We start from the raw sequence: 23,547 nt of genomic DNA, 5'->3' as shown, positions 1-23,547 counted from the left end.
ATGGATAAACAACTTTCTGCTAATGAACAAGCTATTATGACAGCATTGAAGAAGGTCATTGACCCAGAATTAGGAATTGATTTAGTTAACCTTGGTCTAATTTATGGAGTAGATGTTGATGATGATGGCAACTGTATTGTTACCATGACGTTGACAACGATGGGCTGTCCGATTAGTGATGTCCTATATGCAATGATTAAGAAGGCGGTTTTGGGTACTCCCCAAATTGAGACTTGTAAGATTAACCTTGTCTGGGAGCCTGCCTGGACTCCAGATAAAATGAGTCGTTTTGCTCGAATCGTATTAGGAGTCCGCTTCTAAATTGGAATAATAAAAGCTTCAAGAGTAAAAAATACTAAACTCTTGAAGCTTTTTACGTTTAAATTGTTGCTAACGGTTGTTTTGTTGTGGGTTTTGGAAATGCTTTAGCAAGAGCCTCAAGTTCATTAGAGGTAAAACTGATGTTGAGCGCTTCCACATTCTCTTTTGCATGAACTGGACTAGCGGCCTTAGGAATAGCTAAGGTGTGGTGGTCACGGATAGTCCATGCCAACATTATTTGATATACAGTTACATGGTGGTTATGAGCTAGTTCTTTGATAAGTGGATGATCAGTTAGTTTTCCTGAAATAGTATCTCCCTGTGAAAGTGGCGAGTAAGCAATCAGTGGCATCCCCGCCTGATGCATTAATGGCAAAAGATCATACTCGATTCCACGTTCATCTAGGTTGTAAAGATTTTCATTTGCTAGGCAATCCTTACCATTAGGGAGTGACCATAGTTCTTTAATATCGGCTGTATCAAAGTTTGAAACACCCCAATGACGAATTTTTCCTTTTTCTTGCATTTTGGTTAATTCTTCAACTGTTTCGGCAAGTGGAATAGTTCCGCGCCAATGAAGGAGGTAAAGGTCAAAATAATCTGTTTGCATTAATCGAAGACTACGATCCAAACTATTTTCCAATTTTGCATGACTAGCATTTCCTGGAAGGACCTTATCAATTAAAAAAAGATTTTCGCGAGAGTAGGGAGCTAGAGCTTCAGCAGTTATTCTTTCTGAACGTCCTTGACCATACATTTCCGCGGTGTCAATTACTGTTGCCCCAGCATCGACTGCTGTTCGGATTGCTTTTACTTCATTATCATGCTTAGTTGGATCTTCGCCAATGTTCCAAGTTCCAACACCAATTGCTGGTACGGTTACTTGACCTAATTTTATTGTACTCATAAAATCCCTCCTTAAGTTTTTATAATTTGATCCTAACATTCTTTCTAATTAAATACATCTGATTGATATATGATCATAATTTCATATAAGACAAATTTAAAATGCTTATTTCTTGGTTAGGGTTAAAGGATCACTTAGAATACAGGTAAGCCCTTTGATGGCGAAATTAATCATCAACGGTAAATTATTTTTAGCACTCTCCTATTAAGAGTGCTAAAAATAGTTGCACTTTTACCGTAAGTGATTAAGATAAGAAGTGTAATCAAGTTCAAGTTAACGGAAAGGAAGCTTTATTTATGGCTAACGATTTAACACGTCGGAATAACTTTTTGGATAACATGCTGAACATGCGGAATTTGATGAATGATGATTTCTTCTCAGACTTCACGCCGGTCGAAGATCACATGAAGACTGATATTGAAGAAAATGATAAGCAATACAAGGTTAAGATTGATATGCCAGGTTTTGATAAGAAGAACATTCATATTAGTTATGCCAATAACATCTTAACTATTACTGGACACCGGGACACGCTTGATGACGAGTCCGATAAGGAAGGTCATCTTCTTCACAGCGAACGGCGTTATGGACAAATGAGTCGTCAATATCGGTTACCAGATGTTGAACGGAAGGACATTACCGCTCATTATGAAAATGGTGTTCTTTCACTTACCTTGCCAAAGAAGCAAGCAGAGAGTGATGATGACACTCGGATTGAAATTGATTAATTAAGATAGATCAAAAAAGGACTCTAGCGTTCGAATTTACCGAACGCTAGAGTCCTTTTTGTTTGATCTAATTGAATGCTTGAATAACCTTTAATACACCAAAGACAATCAAGAAAACAGAAACAATCCACACAACCGTTAATGCTGAAACAATTGGACTGAAGAGGAGGACTACACCCAGGATAATTCCTAAGATACTGAAGACAATTGTTAACCAGTAGTAACCTCCGCTAATCCCCTTGAATAGCCGACCAACAGATAATTCCATTGCGGAATCGATAATGAACCATGCAGCAAAAATAATTGCGATGTAGAGGGTCCCAAATCCAGGATGAAAAATAAAGATGATTCCTAAAACAACATTTAGGGCACCAAGGACAACAACCCAGGCAGAACTTTCATGAAGTGAGCGCAAAAAGCGTCGCCGAATTGTTAATTCAAAAATTCCATCAAAGATAAAGACAACACCGATAATTACAGATAATAATTGCAAGGTTCGATCTGGTTTTGAAAATGAAATGAATCCACCAAGAATAAATAGAATTCCAACAAAAAAGCTAAACCAATCGAATCGCCGATGAGAAATATTGTTCATAGTTCATAGCTCCTTTCACTAATAACTTAATCATACCGCAAATTTGCGTACAATGGTTGTTTGAACATACTACGCTATAAATACAAAAAGAAAGACTGGACTAAAGATCAGAAACTAAATCCTTTAGAGCCCAGTCATTCAGGTTAAATGTGTTCCCTAATACCGTTTTTGAAGTCTTTATCGATTTCTTTGAGAATTGGTAAAAGGTAGTTGATATATTCATGATATGCTTCAATTGGCTTCATATCTTTACCATTAGCTTGAATTAATGCAATGGCAATATCATGGGCCCGTTGTTCGTTTGAAATCATTGATAATCACCTCATTAGTAATAGTGTACCAAACTTTTCTATGATAGGAAAAAAGGTTGAATTATTTTATCAATAACACCACGATCAAACAGTTTTAAACCGTAAAAACCAATGATACCACCCAGGGTATTAGTAATAATGTCATCGATATCGGCAACTCGGTCAATTTGAAAAAGGAAGTCGCAGACAAATTGATTCCCTTCAATAAAAAAGCTAGACAGTAAACTTAAACAGAGAATAACTACAAAGGGGCTTTTCCGGCCAATCAGGTATAAGAGAATACCTAATGGAATTGTCATAATAATATTTAAAAACCATTCTAAATCAAGTTGCTGGAATGGAATTAGATTGTAGGGAACTCCATGAAAATACCGTAAATTGCGGTCGGCACTAATAAAGCTAAAACTAATTGGGGTTAGACAGAGACGAAGAATAATCACAAAATAGCAGAAACAGGCGAAGACTGTTAAGCACTTGCCAAATTGCCGGTAACGGGAAAAAGCATCAATCGTGATGATAATTGCAACGACTAAGTATGTACAAAATGGAAGCCAGTGTAACAAATTTATTCCCTCTCTTTACAAAAAATGGTATACAATAAATTTTCGGACAAACTATTTTCCATTATTAAATAAAAGGTTATAAAAAGCGATAGTTTGTTAATAACTTTTAAGAGAAATTTTAAGGAGAATTGAACTACATTGGCAAAGCAAAATAAAATGAAGCGTAGCCTGAAAAGCCGTCATATCCAACTAATGGCATTGGGAGGAACGATCGGGACTGGTCTGTTTCTCGGTTCTGGTCAAGCAATTCACTCGGCTGGCCCAGCAATCTTATTAGCCTATATTATTACTGGAATTATCTGTTTTTGGATTATGCGGGCGCTCGGGGAACTACTAATGTCGGATCTAAATTACCGATCATTTGTCGATGCAATTCGCGTTTACTTGGGACCACGAGTAAGTTTTATTACTGGCTGGGCTTATTGGGCATGTTGGATTGCATTAGCGATGGCGGAAATTACAGCAATTGGAATGTACTTCCAATTATGGCTTCCTGGTGTTCCTCAGTGGATCCCAGGATTATTAACCTTGATTGTCCTCTTATGTATTAACCTAATTACTGTAAGTGCGTTTGGTGAATTACAATTTTGGTTTGCCTTAATTAAAATTCTTGCAATTGCGCTCTTGGTCCTTGTTGGTATCGGAATGATGCTAATTAATTTTAAGAGTAAGGGTGGATATGTTGCTTCACCAATTAACTTGGTTAATAATGGGGGCTTTTTTGCTGCCGGCGCAAAGGGCTTCATTCTTTCCTTTCAAATGGTTGTCTTCGCCTTTGTCGGGATTGAAATGGTCGGGATGACAGCCGCTGAAGCAGAAAATCCCCGGCACGTTATTCCCCGGGCAATAAATGCCATTCCGTTCCAGATCCTTTTATTTTATGTTGCTGCCTTGGCAGTGATTATGTGTATTTATCCTTGGGACCGGTTAGCACCTTCAAAAAGCCCTTTTGTAATGGTCTTTAATGATATCGGGTTACGCGGTGCTGCTAGTTTGATTAACTTTGTCGTTGTTACAGCGGCTGCCTCAGCATGTAATAGTTCTCTCTATACAACAGGTCGGATGCTTGCCGAATTAACGGCAACCTCTCATCGACCAGGAATTAGAAAGATTAGTAAACTATCCCGAAACTCTGTGCCGGCGCTTGCTGTTATTATTTCTGCAGGCGTTGTTGCAATTGCCACAATTCTAAATTTGATAATGCCTGGTGGCGTTTTTACAGTTATTTCAAGTATTGCGACAACTAGTTTCCTTTTTATTTGGGCGACTATTATTGTGACCCATTTAAAGTATCTGTGGTCACAACCACAAAAACGAATTTTTAAGGTTCCAGGTGCACCATATACTGATTATCTTGTATTAGCCTTTTTAGGGTTTGTTTTAGTTGTCCTTTGTCTGAATAAACAGACACTAGGAGCACTAATATTTACACTAGTATGGTTTGCTATCTTAGCCTTTGCTTCATTGTCACAACCTAAGAAATAAAAAGAGTGTCTCTCAATCAGAAGCCTGAAGTGGTTTCTAATTGGGAGACACTTTTAATTTTGATTAGATAAAATCGTCATACTATTGATTGTTTAGCGATTTAAATGCAGTTTTCTTTGACAATTAGGGCAGATTCCATGGACCTCGATATTATTACCAGTAACAAGGTAACCAGTTTTATCGCTCGTCATGAGTGCTAATTCCTTACTAATCTCGGTAAAGTGAGGATCAAAAACGTCGGTAATCTGACCACAGTTATCACAGATAACGTGGTAGTGAGGATGACCAAAATAGTCATAATGGGTGCTGCCATCGCCATTCTTTAGTTCGATTACTAAGTTATAGTCGACAAATAATTTTAACGTGTTATAAACGGTTGCCATACTGATATTGTCAACACTATCTTTGAGATCCTCGTAGATCATTTCCACACTTGGGTGGGTATGATGTGTTATTAAATAGTTTAGAATCGTTTTTCGTTGGGGAGTAACCCTTACGTGATTTTCTCTTAATTGCTCAATTGCACGATCAAATTCTGCTTCAGCCAAATTACTCACCTCACTAGTTTAGAAGATTTAATTTACATTAAGTATAACATTTACAATTGTGAATTCAAACTTTATAATGGGCTTTGATTATTGATAATAATTCTAAAGAAGGGGATTTGATGAGAAAGTCAATTGATCAAAATGGCCGACCATATAGTCGGTTCTGGTTTATTTTTACACTATTAATAGGGACGTTTACAATGTCGATTAGTCAATCTTCATTGTCAACGGCTTATCCAACGTTAATGAGGGTGTTCGGAATCTCAGCATCAACTGTTCAGTGGTTAACTACTGGTTTCATGCTCGTGATGTGCGTTAGTATGCCAATTAGTCCGTGGATGTTGAATAATCTTAATTTTAAGACCATGTTTATTGGTGCGTTAGCCTTGTTTGATATTGGTTCATTGATGATTATTTTAACTCCAGCTAATTGGGGAGTTCCTGGATTCTGGTTTATGATGATTGGTCGGGCGATGGAAGCATTTGCTGTAGGAGTGCTCTTCCCGTCGTATCAATCAGTATTGCTGGAAATAACACCGCGTGATGCACGGGGAACCACGATGGGGATCGCCGGTTTGGTAATGGGCTCAGCACTGGCTTGTGGTCCAATTGTTTCCGGAATTATCCTTAAATTCTTTACTTGGAAGAGTTTATTTATCTTCTTTATGATTATCATCACCGTGATTATTATCATGGCTGGTTCTGGCCTTATTCGCGATGTTATGCAACGACATGAAAGTATCCTTGATTGGCTTTCTGTTTTCCTATCAATTGGGTTAATTGGGATTATGTATGTTATTGACCAATTTGGAAAGGCAAAAGCTAACTGGGGAATTAGTGGAATTATCTTAATTATCAGTATTTTGGCAATTATTTGGTTCTGCGTTCGTCAGTTGCACCTTAAGGAACCATTGTTAGAGCTCCGGGTAATGAAGACCTTTAACTACGATTTAGCGATTTTGCTAACTTCAATTTCTTACATTGCCCTGATCGTGACAACAATTATTTTCCCGCTTTACTATCAAGGGGTTCTTAAAGTTAGCCCATTTGTTTCTGGAATGTCACTAGTCCCTGGAGCAGCATTATTAAGTATCCTTAACCCGTTGACAGGTAAATTAGCCGATAAGATTGGCTTTAAGCCAACAATGCTAGTAGGGATGGTAATGATTGTTGCTGGTTGGTTCGCTGGCTTATTCTTAATTAACCGAATGAGTTTATGGATCATGATTCTTTGTGCCATGGTAATTGAAGGTGGGAATGCCTTTGTTATGATGCCTGCTGTTACTTTAGGGGCTAATTCCTTACCAAATGAACTTGTTCCTCATGGGACTGCCGTAATTACTACGGTTCGTCAGGTCCTTGGTTCTACTGGGGTTGCTGTTTCAACGATTATTTTAACGACGGTAACAAGTCATAACCTTAGCCGGGGGATGGGGAGCTTAAGTGCTGCTCTAAATGGTTACCATTACGTATTTTTGACAATGCTTTTTGTTGAAATAGTTGGGTTATTTATGGCCCTGGCCTTGAAAAATACTGCTAAAAAAGATGATGCAAAAGCCTAATTATCTCGTCCTAGTATATATAGGAAACTTAATGGGGTGATTAAATGACTGTGAAACGTCCCTTATGGGCTGAAACATCTGAATTAATGCGTAATTATTATGATACAAAATGGGGACTTCCCGAACATGATAATCGCGAACTATTTAAAATGTTGACACTAGAACTCTTTCAATCTGGGTTATCATGGTCGACAATTTGGAAACGAGAAAAAGCATTTGATGTTGCATTTGCTCATTTTGATGCGGCAAAGGTTGCTAAATTTGGTCATGATGATTTTGAACGCTTAATGAATGATGCAACAATTATTCGAAACCGGCGAAAGATTATGGCGACGATTAACAACGCAAAAGTAATTCAAGAACTATTGGCAAACGGCGAAACGTTTAATAACTACGTATGGTCATTTGTTAATTTTAAGCCGCAACGTTTACACCTAAACGGTCAACGACTTCCTGCACAAACAGCGGAATCAAAGAAAATGGCCCAGAAAATGAAAAAGGATGGTTTTCAATTTATTGGACCGACGACAGCCTATTCGTTTATGACGGCAGTTGGAATGGTTAATGCTCGTGAAGAGTAAAGAATTTATGTTTGAATCTAACGAGTGAATTATGCTAAGATGGTTCTCGTTATAAAGCAAATTCCCGATAGGATTCACAATTGTTGTGAAGATGCCTTGTAACCACTAAATGTTTCAATTGCAACTTGCATATGGGGGAATTAATACACATGGTAGAAAAACATTTATTTACTTCAGAATCTGTTTCTGAAGGACATCCTGACAAGATTGCTGATCAAATCAGTGATGCTATTTTAGACGCAATGCTTGAACAAGATCCGGATTCACGGGTCGCTGTTGAAACTTCTGTCACTACTGGCCTTGTCCTAGTCTTTGGTGAAGTGTCAACCAAGGCTTACGTCAACATTCAAAAGGTTGTTCGTGATACTATTCGGCGCATTGGTTATACTGATGGTAAGTATGGCTTTGATGCTGATAACTGTGCTGTGATTACGGCAATCGATGAACAATCACCTGATATTGCTCAAGGGGTAGATGACTCTCTTGAGACCCGCGAAGGGGATGCCGATCCGCTTGATCAAATTGGTGCTGGTGATCAAGGGTTAATGTTTGGGTATGCTACTGATGAAACACCAGAGTACATGCCATTGACATTGATGCTTAGTCATAAGTTAATGCAACGGATTGCTAAGTTACGGAAGGACAAGGTAATTCCTTACTTACGTCCAGATGCAAAGGCTGAAGTTACTGTTGAATACGACGAAAATGATAAGCCTTTACGTGTTGACACTGTTGTTTTGAGTACTCAACATGATCCAGAAGTTTCACTTGATCAAATCAAGAAGGACGTTATGGAACAAGTTATTAAAGCTGTGATTCCCGCTGAATACCTTGATGATCAAACTAAATACTTCATTAACCCAACCGGTCGTTTTGTTATCGGTGGCCCTCAAGGGGATGCCGGTTTAACTGGTCGTAAGATTATTGTTGATACTTATGGTGGTGCTGCTCACCATGGTGGTGGGGCCTTCTCTGGTAAGGATGCTACCAAGGTTGACCGTTCAGCTAGTTATGCTGCCCGGTATATTGCTAAGAACCTGGTTGCTGCTGGCTATGCAAAGAAGCTTGAAATCCAAGTTGCTTATGCTATTGGTGTTGCAGAACCAGTATCAATTTCAATTGATACTTATGGCACTGGTACGCGGAGTGAAGCAGAATTAATTGCCGCAGTACGTAAAGTCTTTGATCTTCGTCCTGCAGGGATTATTAAGATGCTTGACTTGAAGCGGCCAATTTATGAACCAACTGCTGCTTACGGTCACTTTGGTCGGACAGATGTTGAACTACCATGGGAACAACTAGATAAGGTTGATGAATTAAAGAAGATTCTCGGCTAAGCTAGTGCTTGCATTTAAGAATATTGATTGTTAGAATATCATTAAATATTTGATCGAATTGGAAGTAGTAGTTGTTACTTAATTCTTCAGAGATCGTGTGGTGCTGTGAACACGGGAATTATTAACAATGAACTCGTCCAAGAAAATTACTGCTAAAATTAGAGTAGGTAGTAACGTTTGCCGCGTTATGGCGTGAAGTGTCATGATTAATTCATGGAATTCGGGTGGTACCGCGGAATTATTTCGTCTCGTAGAATAGATTTTCTACGAGACTTTTTTAATACGATCAAACAGGAAAATTGTTTATTAAATAAAGGAGAGAAAGATATGGCTTACGATCATACTGCCATTGAAAATAAGTGGCAACGTTTCTGGAAAAAGAATGAAACATTTAAGGCTAATTTGAACAAAGATCAAAAGAAGTACTATGCCTTAGATATGTTCCCTTACCCATCAGGTCAGGGACTCCACGTTGGTCATCCAGAAGGTTATACCGCTACTGATGTAATGTCACGGATGAAGCGGATGCAAGGATACAATGTTTTACACCCAATGGGTTGGGATGCCTTTGGTTTGCCAGCAGAACAATATGCATTGAAGACTGGTCATAACCCAAAGAGTTTTACTAATAAGAATATTGATCATTTCCGTAACCAAATTCAATCACTCGGATTCTCATATGACTGGGACCGTGAAGTTAACACAACGGATCCTGAATACTACAAGTGGACTCAATGGATTTTCGAACAACTCTATAAGAAGGGCTTGGCTTACGAAAGTGAGATCATGGTTAACTGGGCCCCAGACTTTATGGGGGGAACCGTTGTTGCCAACGAAGAAGTTGAAGATGGAAAGACCAAGCGTGGTGGTTACCCAGTTTACCGGAAGCCAATGAAGCAATGGGTTTTGAGGATTACTGCCTATGCTGACCGCTTGATTGATGATCTTGATTTGGTTGATTGGCCAGAGAGTGTTAAGGAAATGCAACGCAACTGGATTGGTCGTTCAGAAGGTGCTTCTGTTTACTTCCCAGTTGCTGGTGATGAAGATACTAAGATTGAAGTCTTTACTACTCGTGCAGATACCTTATTTGGAGCTTCCTATGTTGTACTTGCCCCTGAACAAGAATTAGTTGATCAATTAACTACTCCAGAAAATAAGGAAGCAGTTAAGAAGTACCAAGAAGAAGCTTCCCGTCGTTCTGATCTTGAACGGACTGACTTGAATAAGGATAAGACTGGGGTATTTACTGGTTCTTACGTTATTAATCCAGTTAATGGTGAAAAATTACCAATTTGGATCAGTGACTATGTTTTAGCTTCTTACGGTACTGGTGCTGTAATGGCAGTTCCATCTGGCGATCAACGTGACTACGATTTTGCCAAGAAGTTTGATTTGCCAATTAAACCAATCATTGAAGGGGCTGATCTTTCAGAAGGTGCTTTTGATGGTGATGGTAAACACATTAATTCAGGCTTCTTGGATGGGTTAAACATTGCAGATGCCAAGAAGAAGATGATTGAATGGCTTGACGAACATAATGCTGGCCACAAGAAAGTTAATTACCGTCTTCGTGACTGGATCTTTAGTCGGCAACGTTACTGGGGTGAACCGATTCCGGTAATTCACTGGGACGATGGGCGGACAACCTTGGTACCAGAAGATGAATTACCACTGAAATTGCCGGATACCGATAATATTGAACCATCAGGTACTGGTGAAAGTCCGTTGGCTAACGTTGAAGATTGGGTTAATGTTTATGACGATCAAGGTCGGCACGGTCTCCGTGAAACTAACACAATGCCTCAATGGGCTGGTTCATCTTGGTACTGGCTCCGTTATACTGATCCACATAACAGTAAGGAGTTTGCATCAAAGGAAGCCCTTGATTACTGGTCACCAGTAGATCTATATGTTGGTGGTGCTGAACACGCAGTTCTTCACCTTCTCTATGCCCGGTTCTGGCACAAGGTCTTATACGACTTGGGACTTGTTCCAACTAAGGAACCATTTATGAAGTTAGTTAACCAAGGAATGATTCTTGGTGCTAACCATGAAAAGATGTCTAAGTCTAAAGGAAACGTTGTTAACCCAGATGACATCGTTGAAAAATATGGTGCTGATACCCTTCGCCTTTACGAAATGTTCATGGGTCCATTAACTGAATCTGTTCCATGGGATGAAGAAGGCCTTCACGGTTCATATAAGTGGATTCAACGTGTATGGCGGTTATTGATGGATGAAAATAACCACCTCCGTGATCGAGTTTCTACTTTCAATGATGGTAAGTTAACGAAGGTTTACAATCAGACTGTCAAGAAAGTTACTGAAGATTACGAACGGATGCACTTTAACACTGCCATCTCTCAATTAATGGTCTTTGTTAATGAAGCATTCAAGGCTGATGATCTTCCAGTTGAATACATGGAAGGTTTCATTAAGATGATTTCACCAGTAATTCCGCACGTGGCTGAAGAATTATGGAGTCACTTTAACATTAGTGATACAATTGCTTACCAACCATGGCCAACCTATGATCCAAAGGCATTAGAAGAAGACGAAGTTGAAATGATTATCCAAGTTAACGGAAAGCTTCGTTCAAAGATCAAGATGGCAAAAGACATTGACCGTGAAGAAGCCCAGAAACTAGCACTTGCTGATGAACATGTGCAAAAGTTTACTGATGGCAAAGATATTAAGAAGGTTATTGTTGTGCCAAACAAGATCGTTAATATTGTTGCTAAGTAGTAAATTACGTTGGGATAATAGCTAGGAGAAAGTATGGCGGCAGTCTACACTCCTGCAGATACAAATATGGCTCTAGAGCTTGGTGTTGCCAGGCTTTGGGGCCTTTTGTAGATTACACTAAAAGTTTCGTCAACATTTAGGTCGTGGTAAAATACTGGGTGTTTTAATAAAAGAAAAAGTGAGGAATAAAGAAGTGGAAATTGTAAGCTATCCAGCAATTTTTCAACAAAAAAATGATCAGATTGAAGTTGACTTTCCGGATCTCCCTGAAGCATTTACTCAGGGAAAAGATATGGCAAGTGCGATGGACTTTGCCAAATTGGGATTGGCAATTACACTAAATGATAAACTCGGCCATTTTGAAAAGGCTCCTCAAGTTAGCGACTTAGCCGAAGTTCAAGCCGCCCATCCTGACGCGGTAGTGAAGATGGTTACGGTTGATTTAGAGCAGTATTAACTAAGATTTCCTAAAATAATTTGCGACGATGGTGTATTAAGGATAGAATGGTTAGTATTGATTTTAAAAAGTAAAAAGGTAGGATTTTAAAATTATGAGTGAAGGACAGCAAAAGGATACTGCTCGTTCAAAAATGCTGAATGGTTCAGCATGGATGACGGCGGGAAATATCACCTCACGCATTCTTGGGGCTATTTACATTATTCCCTGGGTTACTTGGTTAGGGGCATATAGTGATGAAGCCAATGCCTTATATGCTCAAGGGTATAATATTTATAGTCTTTTTATTACAATTTCAACGGCAGGAATACCATCTGCTATTTCAAAGCTTGTCGCGCACTATAATGGATTGAATGAGTATGGGGTTAGTCAAAAGTTAAACCGTTCAGCGCTGTATATGGCCCTTGCATCGGGGGTTATTTGTGGGACGGTCATGATGTACATTGCCTCGTGGCCAATCGTCTATAACGGTGATACCAACCTGATTCCGGTATTACGTTCGCTAGCTTGGGCAATTTTTATTATCCCGTTGATGGCGATTAGTCGAGGGATCTTTCAAGGTTATAGTATGATGGCACCATCAGCAATTTCACAATTTATGGAACAGCTTCTTCGGGTTATCTACATGTTAGGGGCCACTTACCTCATCATGAAGATTCAGAAAGGAAACTGGGTAAGTGCAGTTAGCCAATCAACCTTTGCTGCATTTATTGGTGCTATTGGTGCATGTGTTGTTCTTTTCCTTGCATGGGTTAAATATCGAGGCGTTATGCAGGGATCAGGAACGATTAAGCAACCTGCTGAAGAAGTTTCAACGACTGAGTTAATTCTGAAGATTGTTTACCAATCAATTCCATTTATCATTATTGAATCAGGAATTAACCTTTTCCAATTAGTTGATCAATACAGTTTTAAACGGATGATGCCACTAGTTGGGCACTTTACAAAGTATCAAATTGATGTTTTATATGCCTTATTCGCGTTTAATGCTAACAAGCTGTATATGATTATTATTGCGTTAGCGAATGCATTGGCTGTTACCGCAATTCCATTACTGGCAATGGCTCGAGCAAAGAATGATCATGCAGGGATGAGAAACCAAATTGAAAACGTCCTGATGTTATTCTACTTTGTAATGATTCCGGCTGTTCTCGGCTTATATGCGGTGGCCCAACAGATATATACAGTTTTTTATCGGTATAATCATGCTGGTGTTATTGTTCTTGAATTTGCGGCATTTATGGCAATTCCACTGGGACTTTACACTGTAGCAGCCGCAATGATGCAGGGGATTTCAGAAAACCGCCGGATGATGAAATACTTAGGAATAGGTTTAGTGATCAAATTGCTAATTCAATTCCCATGTATTTGGTTAGCCCAAGGGTTAGGACCTCTTTTGGCTACGGGAATTGCGATGATGGTAATTAATTGTCTCATTATTCGTTCATTTAACCGGGAATTTCGGCTGAATTTTGAACAGATGGCACTTCCAACTAACCAAATTTTGGCATACTCACTTGTTATGCTGGTCGTCACTAAGGGAATTATGCTTTTATTAGGATTGTTCATTAGTCCATACGGCCGATATACTGCCTTTATCACCTTAATAATTGGTGTCTTTGTTGGTGCAGGTGTTTATGGTTACTTAGCACTCCACTTCCGTCTTGCTGATAAGCTCTTGGGGACAAAAGCACAAGGATTACGGCAGATATTCCATATTAGTTAAAAAATAGTTTGAAAATATCAATAGGCTTCAAAGCTCGGAAAATTTCCGAACCTTGGAGCCTATTTTTGATCTAAGGTAAGTAGAAAAATTTAATTTAAAAAGCCAATTTGATGTTCCATTTTTCCAGCTTCCATTTTCTTCATGAATACTGGTAGTGATCTACTAATTTGGTGAGGAAGAACAATGTATTGGTTCTTCGCAATCTGTTCAGCAACAGCACTGTGGGCATACACTGCCGCCAGGGTGGCTTTTAATGGTGACTTTGAGAATTCGGCCGTAAAGCCGCCAACCATTCCTGCCAATGTGTCACCCATCCCACCAACAGCCTGGGCAGGAGTACCGATCGTTAATTGGTAAATTTCATCGTTGGTATAAATTTCGGTATGGTGCTTTTTAAGAACAACGGTAGCACCTAATTTAGCTTGAACTGCCTTGTTGCGTTCTTCACTTTGGTCAGCGATCTTAATTCCTGAGAGGCGTTGCCATTCCATTTGGTGAGGGGTATAAATAATGTTTCCCTGTGGTTGGGCTAAGTCTTCACGGGCCATAAGAGTAATTGCTGAACCATCGATAACGACATTTTGCTTTTCATTAGTATGTGCGAAGACATTTTTGAGGATTGCAAGGCTTGTTTCATCATCTCCTAGTCCAGGACCAACTACGACAGTCGTTGCGGGTTCAACCAATGAAGCGACTTGGTCGGTATCATTAAAATCGGCAAACATTGCTTCTGGTAGTTGGGAGTGGAGGGCACCGGAATTGCTTGGATCAGTTGCGGTAGTAACTAATCCAGCTCCTGAGCAGACAGCAGCAGTGGAAGCCATAATAATTGCTCCGCCAAAATTACGGTTACCACCAACAAGGGTGACCTTTCCATATGTTCCTTTAAAGCTATCATTAGGCCGCGGTTTAATGACATCATAAAGAATTTGATCAGTTAATTCTTTCATTTTTAAGAACTCCTTTATATTGAGTGCTTTCAAGCTGAAAACGACTACTTTCATGGTATCATTATTTTAACGAAAAGATTAATGGAGGTCGATAAAATGACAGATTGGATGAAAGTGGCACAAAGTCAGGAAGAAAGTTACTTAAAAGACCTGACTACTCTATTGGAGATTCCAAGTGTTCGTGATGATCAGGCAGCAACTGACGAATATCCTTTAGGACCAATGCCAGCCAAAGCATTACAAGAATTCTTAAAGATGGCAAAAAACGACGGCTTCCGTACAAAAAATATTGATAACCTCGTTGGTTATGCAGAATGGGGTGAGGGTGATGAAACGCTTGCTATTTTAGCCCACCTCGATGTAATGCCTGCCGGTAAAGGCTGGGAGACTGATCCGTTTAAGCCGGTTATTAAGGACGGAAAGTTATATGCTCGTGGTGCCTCTGATGATAAGGGACCTGGATTGGCCTGCTACTATGCCCTTAAATATTTAAAAGATCAGGGAGTTAAATTTAACAAGAAAGTGCGGTTTATCGTTGGAACAGATGAGGAAAGTAACTGGACGGGGATGCACCGCTACTTTGAGGTTGAACCAGCACCAACACTTGGCTTTTCACCTGATGCGGAATTCCCAGTAATTAATGGTGAGAAGGGACAATTCTCACTTCTTCTAGATGTTCCAGCAGGAAACAAGGGTACAGCACGGTTGAAGAGTTTCCAATCAGGCTTGCGTTTTAATATGGTACCACGAGAAGCTGTAGCGGAAATTACCACTTCAGATAAGGAAAAGGTTATGAGCGCGTTTGGTCAATTCATTGATGAAAATCCGGTTACTGGTCAAATCGAAGAAACAATGGATGGCTTAAAGATAACTGTGATTGGGAAAGCTGCTCACGGAATGGAACCGGAAAAGGGAATTAATGCGGGAACTTACCTGGCCTTATTCCTAAACCAGTATGATTTTGCTGGTGGAGCTGCTAGTTTTATTCAATTCCTTGCTGAATACCTCCATCTTGATACTAGGATGAAGAAGTTTAATAGTGCATTTACGGATGACGTAATGGGTGAATTGACAATGAATGCCGGAATCTTAAACTTTATTGAAGAAAATGGTGGCAAAATCAACATGAATTTCCGTTATCCTAAGGGAATTACCCCAGATGAAATTCAGGAAAAGGTTGAGCAAGTAACGAAACCATTGAAAATCATGGTTAAGCAAGGGGAAGGTCAAGAACCACACTATGTTGATCCTGAAGATCCAATTGTTAAAACGTTAATGAAGGCCTACACCGATATTAGTGGGGATCAAGGCGCTAAGCCAGAAGTAGTTGGAGGCGGAACATATGGCCGGTTAATGAAGCGTGGGGTTGCCTTTGGTGCACTGATGCCAAATACGCCAAATACCATGCACCAAGCAAATGAATTCCAGCCAGTTGATGACTTGATTACTTCAATGGCAATCTATATGCAGGCAATTAATGACTTAGTAACTGATTAAGCAGTTAGCTAGCATTATGGTAAAATAAAGGTGAAATCTATTAAGGGTTAACTTAATTGTTGGAGGTGTCAATTATGAGTTACCAAAAGATTCTTGTTGGGATTGATGGTTCAAAACAATCAGAAATGGCTTTTACTAAGGCCGTCGATATTGCAAAGAAAAATAGTGCAGCTTTATATTTACTTAGTGTAATCAATGGGGAGCGCTACCCAACAACCAGTCCAAGTGGCTTTGGTTTTGTTGACAAGAGTATTTATGATTCTGCAATTCAAGCGATGAACAAACGCTTAGCTGAAGACAAACAAAAGGCCGAAAAAGCCGGGGTTAAGGAAGTTCACACTGACGTTGAGATTGGAAATGCAAAGGTTGAATTAGCCGAGAAGTTCCCAAAGAATAACGGAATCGATCTAGTTGTAATTGGCGCTACTGGCCTAAACGCAATTGGACGGTTAATTGTTGGGTCTACTGCAGCCTATACCGTTCGGGTCGCTCCATGTGATGTAACGGTAGTAAAAACCGATTTAGATAATAAAAAGTTGGATATTAAAGAAAGTAGTTACCCAGAAATTTAACAGGACGCTGCTTGAAGTAAAAGACTCCAAAGTCCAGTTTTTCGGACCTTGGAGCCTTTTTAGTAAATACTTATTTTAGTAAAGAAATATAGAAAATGAAGAAATTTACATTTTGTATAACGTATGTTCGGCAAAATATGCTAATTGGAACAGATCGTGGTAAAATATGACAGTCGATACTTTATTATTACTGATTCGACGTAAGGAGTATTTAACGATGCGGTTTCAATTAAAACACGTATTATTAGCAATTATTGGATTATTAGTGATTGTAATTGGTATAAATTGGTGGCATCAAGCACACCATTTTAACCGAAATGTTACTGTTAACGGGATTAATGTTGGTGGCTTGACGACTAAGCAAGCTTTTCAGAAGGTTAAAGCAGCTAAGAACACCAATCGTGTTTATCTAAATGGTGATTTGATTTATGATGGCCCAGATAGTGGTTCATCATTAACTGCAACAGATGAAGCAAAGATGAAGAATGTTTTTCATCAGCAATTTTCGTTTTTCCCTTCACGGAAAGTTTATTCGTTACAAATTAAGCCAACTAAGCAGGATCTCAGCCAATATGATGCCAAAAAAGCAATTGTTCAAACGACACTTCAACGGATGAATAAGGGCCGTCAAGCACCGGTTGATGCCTATGCGGAATTACGTAATGGTAAAGTAACAGTCCATAAGGGACAACGGGGAACGAGAATTGATGAGCAACACGTTCTCAAACAACTAAGTTCTCAGGCCTCTAATAGTAAAATTTCTCTTAGTGCCAAACAACAGCAACCACTTTCAACGAATAGTAAAACAGTTCAAAATGAAAAGAAACAGTTGCAAAAGTTAATCGGAAAAAAGGTTAACTATCAGGTTGAGAAGCAGACTTATCATTTAACAACGGCTGATGTGATCACCAGTGCTACCTATAAAGATGGTCAATACCACTATGATACCTCTGCGGTTGATAAAAAAATTAAGCAAATTAATCAAAAACAGGCAACACTAGGAAAAGCATTCAAGTTTAAAACCCCTGAGGGTAAAGAAATAACAACTACTAAAGATGGTAGTTACGGGTGGAAAATTAGCGCAGAACGTGCCGGAAAGACTTTAGTTGATGCGATTGCAGCTGGTAAATCTTCGGTTAATGCGAAGACTGATATTTACGGAATTGGTTATAACCGCCGTGGAACTGGTTATGGTGTAACAGAAAATGACGGAATCGGTAATACCTATGCCGTTATTTCAATTGCTTCACAGCATGCTTGGTTCTATAAGGACGGTAAATGCGTAGATGAAGTTGATGTTGTTACCGGTAAGATGAGTAATAAGGCTGACCAAACACCAAAGGGAGTCTGGTATATTATGTACAAGCAATCACCATCAGTTTTACGCGGAACAAGTGATAATGGTTCTAAGTACAGCAGTAAGGTTCAATATTGGGCTCAATTTACTGATAGTGGTTGTGGTTTCCATGATGCTTCATGGCGGCATAACTGGTCTAAGATTGCTTACTTAAATGATGGTTCCAATGGTTGTGCAAACATGCATCCGAGCGATGCGGCAGGAGCATATAATAGCCTTGAAGTTAATGAACCGGTTATAGTTTGTTAATTAATAAAAGGGGTACGTCTCCAAGAGTATGAATAGGACGTCAAAATTCGGTTTTCCGAATTTTGGCGTCTTTTTTAAAATTTAAAAGTGCGATTTCCAAATTATCCCGTATTTATTAGATAGAGAGTTAAATCGGGAGTGAGATAAATGAAAGATAAAGTGATTTTAGGAACGGTGGTAATGCTAGTATCACTTAATACATCGTTAACTGGATTGGCTAGTCAGGTGGATGAGGCACGGAATGACGCTGAAGTTGCGGTAATTAACCAGGAAGAAGTAAGCGCGCAAAGGTTGCGCAGCCAAGGTGATGAATATACACGTGAATTTCTCATTCAGTTCCATAATGCTACCAAAAAGTATCGGCAAGCTTTTCAATTAGGGATAGCGGATCAAGCAGCAGGACAAACACATTCATTTGATAATCAGGTTGAGCAAGCTGCTTATCAGAAAGGACGAGAACAAGGAAATCAGTGGAGCAAGGAAAACGATGAACAAGAAGAACCACAAATAAAAAGTGGTGGCACAAGTAGGCATTCCCTTGACCAGGAGAAGTACCCACACCGACAACCATTACCAAATCAAGCTCGTTTTATTGCAAGAATCGCTAAGCATGCGCAACAAGTTGGAAAGGAGTTTGACCTATATCCATCCATTATTATTGCTCAAGCAGCCTTAGAAAGTAACTGGGGTTCGAGCGACTTAAGCCTTGCGCCACACCATAACCTGTTTGGAGTTAAAGGGCATTTTGGCGGTCAGGGAACATTAAAACCAACGACTGAATTTATTAATGGACGACCAAGACAAGTTCAAGATATTTTCCGTTCGTATGCTAGTGATATTCAGTCATTACGTGATTATGCTAAAACACTGCAGCAGCCTTTGTACAATCAAGTCCACCGTTCAGCGGTTAAGAATTACCGGGAAGCAACACGAGCGCTTGTCGGGCGTTATGCAACCGATCCAAATTATGATAAGAAATTAAACCAAATTATTGAGAGCTACCAGCTAACAAGATATGATGATTTGAAAAAAGATGGAAGTGAGAGCGGCCTTACTAGGGGATATCAACAATTAGGATTACCGCCTAAAAAACATGTAAAAGCTTCTTCTCATCGTACAGTTTCTGAACATAAGAAAATTTCACCAGTAATTTCGGTTATTGGAGGTGCCGCATCAGCGGGAATGCTTACGGGATTGAAAAAGATACTTATTAGTTAATAAGAGAAAAAGAAGCTCCTCAGATTGACTTCTTAGCCAATTTGAGGAGCTTGCCTTCGTATTAAATTAATTACTCAAATATTAATGCCGAATATCCTTCAAGCGTTCGTCAATCATTGCCAAAACAGTATCGACATTCCGTGGATTCTCTAGATCATATTTTTCAAGATCAATTTTCATTTTTGGACTTGCATCATAGTCCCGGTACCAATCCTTGTAAGCACTCCACATCTTGTAGTAGTAGTCTTTTAATTCGGGATTCTTATCAATTTGTTCGTAATCCCGACCGCGCTTCTTGATCCGATAAAGGATTGTTTCGAAGTCAGTTTCAGAATAAACCATTAGGTCAGGTGCCTTTTTTGGTAACCGTTCAAGATCTGCCATCATATTATCCAATAGCTTCAAGTAAACTTCTAATTCAGTATCACTGATATTTCCTTCTGCATTATTTTCACGGGTGAATAATGCATCTTCATAGATTGACCGATCTAAAACATTATTATCATCGGATAGTGCTTGCTTAATCATTGAAAAACGCTTATTAAGGAAATAAATTTGCAATAAGAACCCATATTGCTTTGGATTTGCGTAATAAAGTGGTAATACTGGGTTTTCGCCTACTGGTTCATAGTAGGCTGTTGTATGTAAATGTTCCGCAATCTTACCAGTTAAGGTGGTTTTTCCGACACCAATCATTCCTGCAGTAATTATCACCATGTTGGCCCCTCTTTACTATATTTTTAAACACAAGAATTATCTTACTACAAAATATAGTGGATTCCTAATCAAATTTTGATATATTTTGTAGTAGAATTTAATCGTTTATCAACTTGTAAGGTTCTATTAATTGAATTTACTTTACTTTTCCTGATAAACTGTTTTTGGTGAATTTTTATTTGACTAATCGAATGACAATTAGGGGGCAATGATTTGGAACAGCCAAATAAGCAAGATGTTAAAATCCAGTTAACCATTGCCAAGCAACAAGGGAAACTGGTTGAAGTGCATAATATTAAGGGAGACGAATATTTTAACGTTGGTTTTATAGTTGGACTCGATAATTATTTTTGCTTAATGATTAGTATTGATTGGGATGGTAAGATCAATGGCTTAATTGCCATCCGGATTGAAAGTATCAGTGCAGTTAATGATCAAACAGATTATTTAACAACAGTTTCGGAAAAGACCAAGGTAGCTCATGAGAACCACTATTTTGATATTTGGCGGGTGCAACAATTCTTGGATGATCATCCAGAGATCACAACCGGAAATATTCTAATAAATGTATTGAGAGATTCTGCTGATAACCACTTACCGGTAGTTATTGGGACAAAAAAATATCAAGGAGTGGATGATTTTTCGGGAATGATTCACGATTTAAATGAAATTACATTGAATCTCCATTACTTCAACGAAAAAGATTTATCTTCTATGTGGACGTATGATATCCTTATTTCCCAGATTGATTATGTGCGATCTCGGGGAACGCAAATGGCAACGACTAAACAGATATTAGAAGATGTCTTTCACCAAGATTAGTTTGCTAAATTATTTATAAATTTCTTGAAATGAGTGTGGAGGGTTAGAGAGTGAAAGCAGAATTAGTTTTAAAGGTGGTTTTACCGCCATTAATTATTTTCGCAATTTTAGTGGCATTGACTATTTGTAAAGTTATTTCCGGATGGTCAATGTATATTTTATGGATCTTAGGATTTGTGATTGCTAACTTATTAGTAACAAGGGTAACAGCGAAGTGGAGTTACCAACGACGGAAGCAACTGCGCCTTCAAGAAAAGAAAAAGGGGAAAAAGAATGAGTAAAGTCTTTTCTCTCATTAGGCGGGGTGGCTTAGTGGCCGTCCTTTTCGTGTGTGTTGGTTTACCATTGACCGCAATGCGAATTGCAGATCGTAGCCATCAAGTTACGATAAAAACGATAATCTTAATCGTAATTTCTTTACTCCTTTATTATTTTATAATCATGTGGGCTCGTCAGGAGTATCATAACCATAATCAGTTACCGATTAGGAAAAAAATTAACCTGAAACTAATTATTGGTGGTTACTTAGTGATATTAGCTAGTGAATATATTCTTGGGGTATTAGACATTGTAATTTATCACCAGGCAGAAACAGCTAATAACCAAAGCCTAATGACAATCTTAGGACGTAACCCGCTAGTAACGGTTGTCTTTGCAGTTTCAGCGGTAGTTTTAACACCGATAGCAGAAGAGTTAGTCTTTCGTGGTGTATTAATGAACTTGTTCTTTAAGCCGAATACTTTTTGGCCAAAAGTAATCTTATCTGGAGTGGTCTTTTCTGCTGGTCATATAAGTACCAATATCATTAGTTTCCTTTTGTACTGTGTAATGGGGATGACTTTAGCTTACGTTTACCGAAAGAGTGGCGATATTCGAAACTCAATGCTATTGCACGGATTAAATAACTTTGTTGCAATGTTATTAATGCTTTCACGGATTTTTTAGTTAGTTATTGAAAACGCTTACTAAAGATGATATATTATTGGTGAGGAAGGAAATGAGGTAAAAGTAAACCTCCCGTTCCAATAGGGCCGAAGGAAGTTATGGAGTAGGTTAGAAGCAACGTAAGAGTAACCGGAAAGATCTTAATTTAAATGGTGGTTACCAGGGTGCACTATCTGGGCGGTAACGAATAAAAAAGCGACTTTGCGGAAGATGAGAATCAAAAATTTGTATTTAGTAATTAAAAGTTCCAGTGCAAAGTGGCAAGACTCCTTCCGTAAGCACTATGAGGAAGTAGACGATAGGACTAATTGATCGTTCCCCTCATCAGTAAAAGTTGGGTTCCAACATTTAGTTTTCTAAGTGTTGGAACCTTTTCTTGTATCGGTTAATGATAGTTAAATTTGGTATAATTGCTATGGAGGTGGTTGGATGTTTCTTTCAACTGAGGATTACCCACAAGCACATAAAGTTCTAGGAGTTGTTAATGCAACGGCTCATTTAATGTTACCAAGTGATGCAATTGATTCGTTTGAATCGCTAGATCAATTATTTACTGAAGTTCAACAGAAATTGCGTGAACGGGCTGCAGAGAAGGATGCAGATGGAATTGTTGGTGTCCGTTTTAATACCAATGTGGCAAACGTTCAAGTGGCTCCAAAGTTTTTAGTACTAACGGGATATGGGACAATGATTCAGTTCATTGAGGATAAATAGGACTTGTAAATTAGTAAGATTCCGGTATAATAAGTTTGTTGTTATTTCTTTAATAACGATGCCCCAGTGGCGGAATTGGCAGACGCGCAACGTTCAGGTCGTTGTATGGGTTTCCATGTACAGGTTCGAATCCTGCCTGGGGCATAAAATTAGCTCGGTAAACATTGATTTACCGAGCTTTTTATTTTGACACAAAATTAATATAGAAAACCTATTTACCAAGGAGGCACCGTCATGAAGGCCTTATCCATTCGTTCAGATTACGCAGCTGAGATAATGCATGGCACGAAAACTGAAGAATACCGTACCTGGTCGACTAAGTACCGGGGTGATCTTCTGATTTGTAACACTGCAAAGAAGATCCACGGCTTTGTTCCTGGTTATGCTCTTTGTGTTGCTAAGATTATTGACGTTGAGCAACGAGAAGATGATAATGGCCGGTATTATGCTTGGAAAATAGCGCCATTTACCAAGAATGGGTCGTACTGGATAGACCCACTTCCAATTAAGGGCCAATTAGGACTTTTTAATGTGGATGATCGGTTAATTAAACGCGCCCCGTTTACAGAAATTCATAGTAGAAGTGCCAAAGAGTGGCTTGAGAAAGTAGTCGCACCACTTCGTTATTAGGAGGGAG

The 23,547-nt window shown here is 39.0% G+C and carries 25 protein-coding genes, 1 tRNA gene, 1 riboswitch and 1 other annotated feature; of the genes, 19 read left to right on the top strand and 7 right to left on the bottom strand.

The features are described 5' to 3' along the window. The gene (locus NFR46_RS04445) at positions 1 to 321 is read left to right on the top strand and encodes a metal-sulfur cluster assembly factor (protein WP_251575046.1); all 321 of its coding nucleotides are present in this window, start codon (positions 1 to 3) and stop codon (positions 319 to 321) included. 58 nt (positions 322 to 379) lie between these two features. Here NFR46_RS04445 and NFR46_RS04440 read toward each other — a convergent pair whose 3' ends face one another. Beyond that, the gene (locus NFR46_RS04440) at positions 380 to 1,228 is read right to left on the bottom strand and encodes an aldo/keto reductase (protein ID WP_251575045.1); all 849 of its coding nucleotides are present in this window, start codon (positions 1,226 to 1,228) and stop codon (positions 380 to 382) included. A 296-nt stretch (positions 1,229 to 1,524) separates the two neighbouring features. Between NFR46_RS04440 and NFR46_RS04435 the strand changes: the two genes are divergently transcribed. After that, complete coding sequence (locus NFR46_RS04435; protein WP_251575044.1) at positions 1,525 to 1,956, top strand: Hsp20/alpha crystallin family protein; 432 nt, start codon at positions 1,525 to 1,527, stop codon at positions 1,954 to 1,956. Between the two features lie 67 nt (positions 1,957 to 2,023). Here NFR46_RS04435 and NFR46_RS04430 read toward each other — a convergent pair whose 3' ends face one another. The 3 genes from NFR46_RS04430 to NFR46_RS04420 form a co-directional block, all read right to left on the bottom strand. Continuing rightward, positions 2,024 to 2,551 carry an HdeD family acid-resistance protein gene (locus tag NFR46_RS04430; RefSeq protein ID WP_251575042.1) on the bottom strand — a complete coding sequence of 176 codons (528 nt, stop codon included), beginning with the start codon at positions 2,549 to 2,551 and terminating at the stop codon, positions 2,024 to 2,026. Between the two features lie 143 nt (positions 2,552 to 2,694). Continuing rightward, the gene (locus NFR46_RS04425; protein WP_182581706.1) at positions 2,695 to 2,862 is read right to left on the bottom strand and encodes a hypothetical protein; all 168 of its coding nucleotides are present in this window, start codon (positions 2,860 to 2,862) and stop codon (positions 2,695 to 2,697) included. A 38-nt stretch (positions 2,863 to 2,900) separates the two neighbouring features. Next, positions 2,901 to 3,425: a VanZ family protein gene (locus tag NFR46_RS04420; RefSeq protein WP_251575041.1), complete on the bottom strand. Its 525-nt coding sequence runs from the start codon at positions 3,423 to 3,425 to the stop codon at positions 2,901 to 2,903. A 156-nt stretch (positions 3,426 to 3,581) separates the two neighbouring features. Here NFR46_RS04420 and NFR46_RS04415 point away from each other — a divergent pair, with 156 nt between their 5' ends. Next, entirely contained in the window at positions 3,582 to 4,910 is a 1,329-nt protein-coding gene (locus NFR46_RS04415) for an amino acid permease (protein ID WP_420908581.1), read from the top strand. Between the two features lie 92 nt (positions 4,911 to 5,002). On the opposite strand, the gene NFR46_RS04410 is transcribed toward NFR46_RS04415, so the two are convergent. Then, positions 5,003 to 5,458 (bottom strand): Fur family transcriptional regulator, encoded by a 456-nt coding sequence (locus NFR46_RS04410; RefSeq protein ID WP_191684798.1) that lies wholly within the window; start codon positions 5,456 to 5,458, stop codon positions 5,003 to 5,005. Positions 5,459 to 5,577: 119 nt separating this feature from the next. On the opposite strand from NFR46_RS04410, the gene NFR46_RS04405 reads away from it, so the two are divergent. The 6 genes from NFR46_RS04405 to NFR46_RS04380 all read left to right on the top strand — a co-directional run bounded on the left by NFR46_RS04405 (position 5,578) and on the right by NFR46_RS04380 (position 13,869). Further along, positions 5,578 to 7,020, top strand: coding sequence for an MFS transporter (locus NFR46_RS04405; RefSeq protein ID WP_251575039.1), 1,443 nt, complete (start codon positions 5,578 to 5,580; stop codon positions 7,018 to 7,020). 44 nt (positions 7,021 to 7,064) lie between these two features. Next, positions 7,065 to 7,601 carry a DNA-3-methyladenine glycosylase I gene (locus tag NFR46_RS04400; protein WP_251575038.1) on the top strand — a complete coding sequence of 179 codons (537 nt, stop codon included), beginning with the start codon at positions 7,065 to 7,067 and terminating at the stop codon, positions 7,599 to 7,601. A gap of 44 nt (positions 7,602 to 7,645) precedes the next feature. Beyond that, positions 7,646 to 7,753: riboswitch (SMK box riboswitch) on the top strand. Next, entirely contained in the window at positions 7,751 to 8,938 is a 1,188-nt protein-coding gene (gene metK, locus NFR46_RS04395; RefSeq protein ID WP_251575037.1) for a methionine adenosyltransferase, read from the top strand. It overlaps the preceding riboswitch by 3 nt. 43 nt (positions 8,939 to 8,981) lie before the next feature. Next, positions 8,982 to 9,192 (top strand) — a binding site (T-box leader). 73 nt (positions 9,193 to 9,265) lie between these two features. Next, a complete protein-coding gene (gene leuS, locus NFR46_RS04390) occupies positions 9,266 to 11,686 on the top strand; it encodes a leucine--tRNA ligase (protein ID WP_251575036.1) in 2,421 nt (806 codons plus the stop codon). A 193-nt stretch (positions 11,687 to 11,879) separates the two neighbouring features. Beyond that, positions 11,880 to 12,143: a type II toxin-antitoxin system HicB family antitoxin gene (locus NFR46_RS04385; protein ID WP_251575030.1), complete on the top strand. Its 264-nt coding sequence runs from the start codon at positions 11,880 to 11,882 to the stop codon at positions 12,141 to 12,143. A 94-nt stretch (positions 12,144 to 12,237) separates the two neighbouring features. Further along, the gene (locus tag NFR46_RS04380) at positions 12,238 to 13,869 is read left to right on the top strand and encodes a putative polysaccharide biosynthesis protein (RefSeq protein WP_251575029.1); all 1,632 of its coding nucleotides are present in this window, start codon (positions 12,238 to 12,240) and stop codon (positions 13,867 to 13,869) included. Positions 13,870 to 13,958: 89 nt separating this feature from the next. On the opposite strand, the gene NFR46_RS04375 is transcribed toward NFR46_RS04380, so the two are convergent. Continuing rightward, the gene (locus NFR46_RS04375) at positions 13,959 to 14,819 is read right to left on the bottom strand and encodes an NAD(P)H-hydrate dehydratase (RefSeq protein ID WP_251575028.1); all 861 of its coding nucleotides are present in this window, start codon (positions 14,817 to 14,819) and stop codon (positions 13,959 to 13,961) included. Positions 14,820 to 14,915: 96 nt separating this feature from the next. On the opposite strand from NFR46_RS04375, the gene pepV reads away from it, so the two are divergent. The 4 genes from pepV to NFR46_RS04355 all read left to right on the top strand — a co-directional run bounded on the left by pepV (position 14,916) and on the right by NFR46_RS04355 (position 19,712). Continuing rightward, positions 14,916 to 16,316, top strand: a complete 1,401-nt coding sequence (pepV, locus tag NFR46_RS04370) for a dipeptidase PepV (protein WP_251575027.1) — start codon at positions 14,916 to 14,918, stop codon at positions 16,314 to 16,316. 74 nt (positions 16,317 to 16,390) lie between these two features. Next, on the top strand, positions 16,391 to 16,888 hold the full coding sequence (locus NFR46_RS04365) for a universal stress protein (RefSeq protein ID WP_251575023.1): 498 nt from the start codon (positions 16,391 to 16,393) through the stop codon (positions 16,886 to 16,888). A 217-nt stretch (positions 16,889 to 17,105) separates the two neighbouring features. Then, positions 17,106 to 18,494 carry a L,D-transpeptidase gene (locus NFR46_RS04360; RefSeq protein ID WP_251575014.1) on the top strand — a complete coding sequence of 463 codons (1,389 nt, stop codon included), beginning with the start codon at positions 17,106 to 17,108 and terminating at the stop codon, positions 18,492 to 18,494. A 147-nt stretch (positions 18,495 to 18,641) separates the two neighbouring features. Continuing rightward, the gene (locus NFR46_RS04355) at positions 18,642 to 19,712 is read left to right on the top strand and encodes a glycoside hydrolase family 73 protein (RefSeq protein WP_251575013.1); all 1,071 of its coding nucleotides are present in this window, start codon (positions 18,642 to 18,644) and stop codon (positions 19,710 to 19,712) included. A gap of 81 nt (positions 19,713 to 19,793) precedes the next feature. Here the strand turns inward: NFR46_RS04355 and NFR46_RS04350 are convergent, their stop codons facing one another. Next, positions 19,794 to 20,429 carry a deoxynucleoside kinase gene (locus NFR46_RS04350; protein ID WP_251575011.1) on the bottom strand — a complete coding sequence of 212 codons (636 nt, stop codon included), beginning with the start codon at positions 20,427 to 20,429 and terminating at the stop codon, positions 19,794 to 19,796. Positions 20,430 to 20,642: 213 nt separating this feature from the next. Between NFR46_RS04350 and NFR46_RS04345 the strand changes: the two genes are divergently transcribed. The 6 genes from NFR46_RS04345 (at position 20,643) to NFR46_RS04320 (ending at position 23,540) form a co-directional block, all read left to right on the top strand. Further along, the gene (locus tag NFR46_RS04345; protein WP_251575010.1) at positions 20,643 to 21,251 is read left to right on the top strand and encodes a hypothetical protein; all 609 of its coding nucleotides are present in this window, start codon (positions 20,643 to 20,645) and stop codon (positions 21,249 to 21,251) included. 50 nt (positions 21,252 to 21,301) lie between these two features. After that, positions 21,302 to 21,532, top strand: a complete 231-nt coding sequence (locus tag NFR46_RS04340; protein ID WP_191684784.1) for a hypothetical protein — start codon at positions 21,302 to 21,304, stop codon at positions 21,530 to 21,532. Next, entirely contained in the window at positions 21,525 to 22,196 is a 672-nt protein-coding gene (locus tag NFR46_RS04335; RefSeq protein ID WP_251575009.1) for a CPBP family intramembrane glutamic endopeptidase, read from the top strand. Before NFR46_RS04340 ends, NFR46_RS04335 begins: the two co-directional genes overlap by 8 nt. A 429-nt stretch (positions 22,197 to 22,625) precedes the next feature. Next, entirely contained in the window at positions 22,626 to 22,910 is a 285-nt protein-coding gene (locus NFR46_RS04330; RefSeq protein WP_251575008.1) for a YbjQ family protein, read from the top strand. Between the two features lie 60 nt (positions 22,911 to 22,970). Further along, positions 22,971 to 23,054: transfer RNA gene (locus NFR46_RS04325), tRNA-Leu, on the top strand. Positions 23,055 to 23,144: 90 nt separating this feature from the next. Further along, positions 23,145 to 23,540, top strand: coding sequence for an ASCH domain-containing protein (locus NFR46_RS04320; protein ID WP_251575006.1), 396 nt, complete (start codon positions 23,145 to 23,147; stop codon positions 23,538 to 23,540). Positions 23,541 to 23,547 lie beyond the last annotated feature (7 nt).

It is taken from the genome of Limosilactobacillus agrestimuris (assembly GCF_943193105.1).
In the GTDB taxonomy this organism is placed as follows: Bacteria; Bacillota; Bacilli; order Lactobacillales; family Lactobacillaceae; genus Limosilactobacillus; species Limosilactobacillus agrestimuris.
Note: the sequence above shows the minus strand (reverse complement) of the source record. Positions and strands in the feature narration are given on the sequence as shown.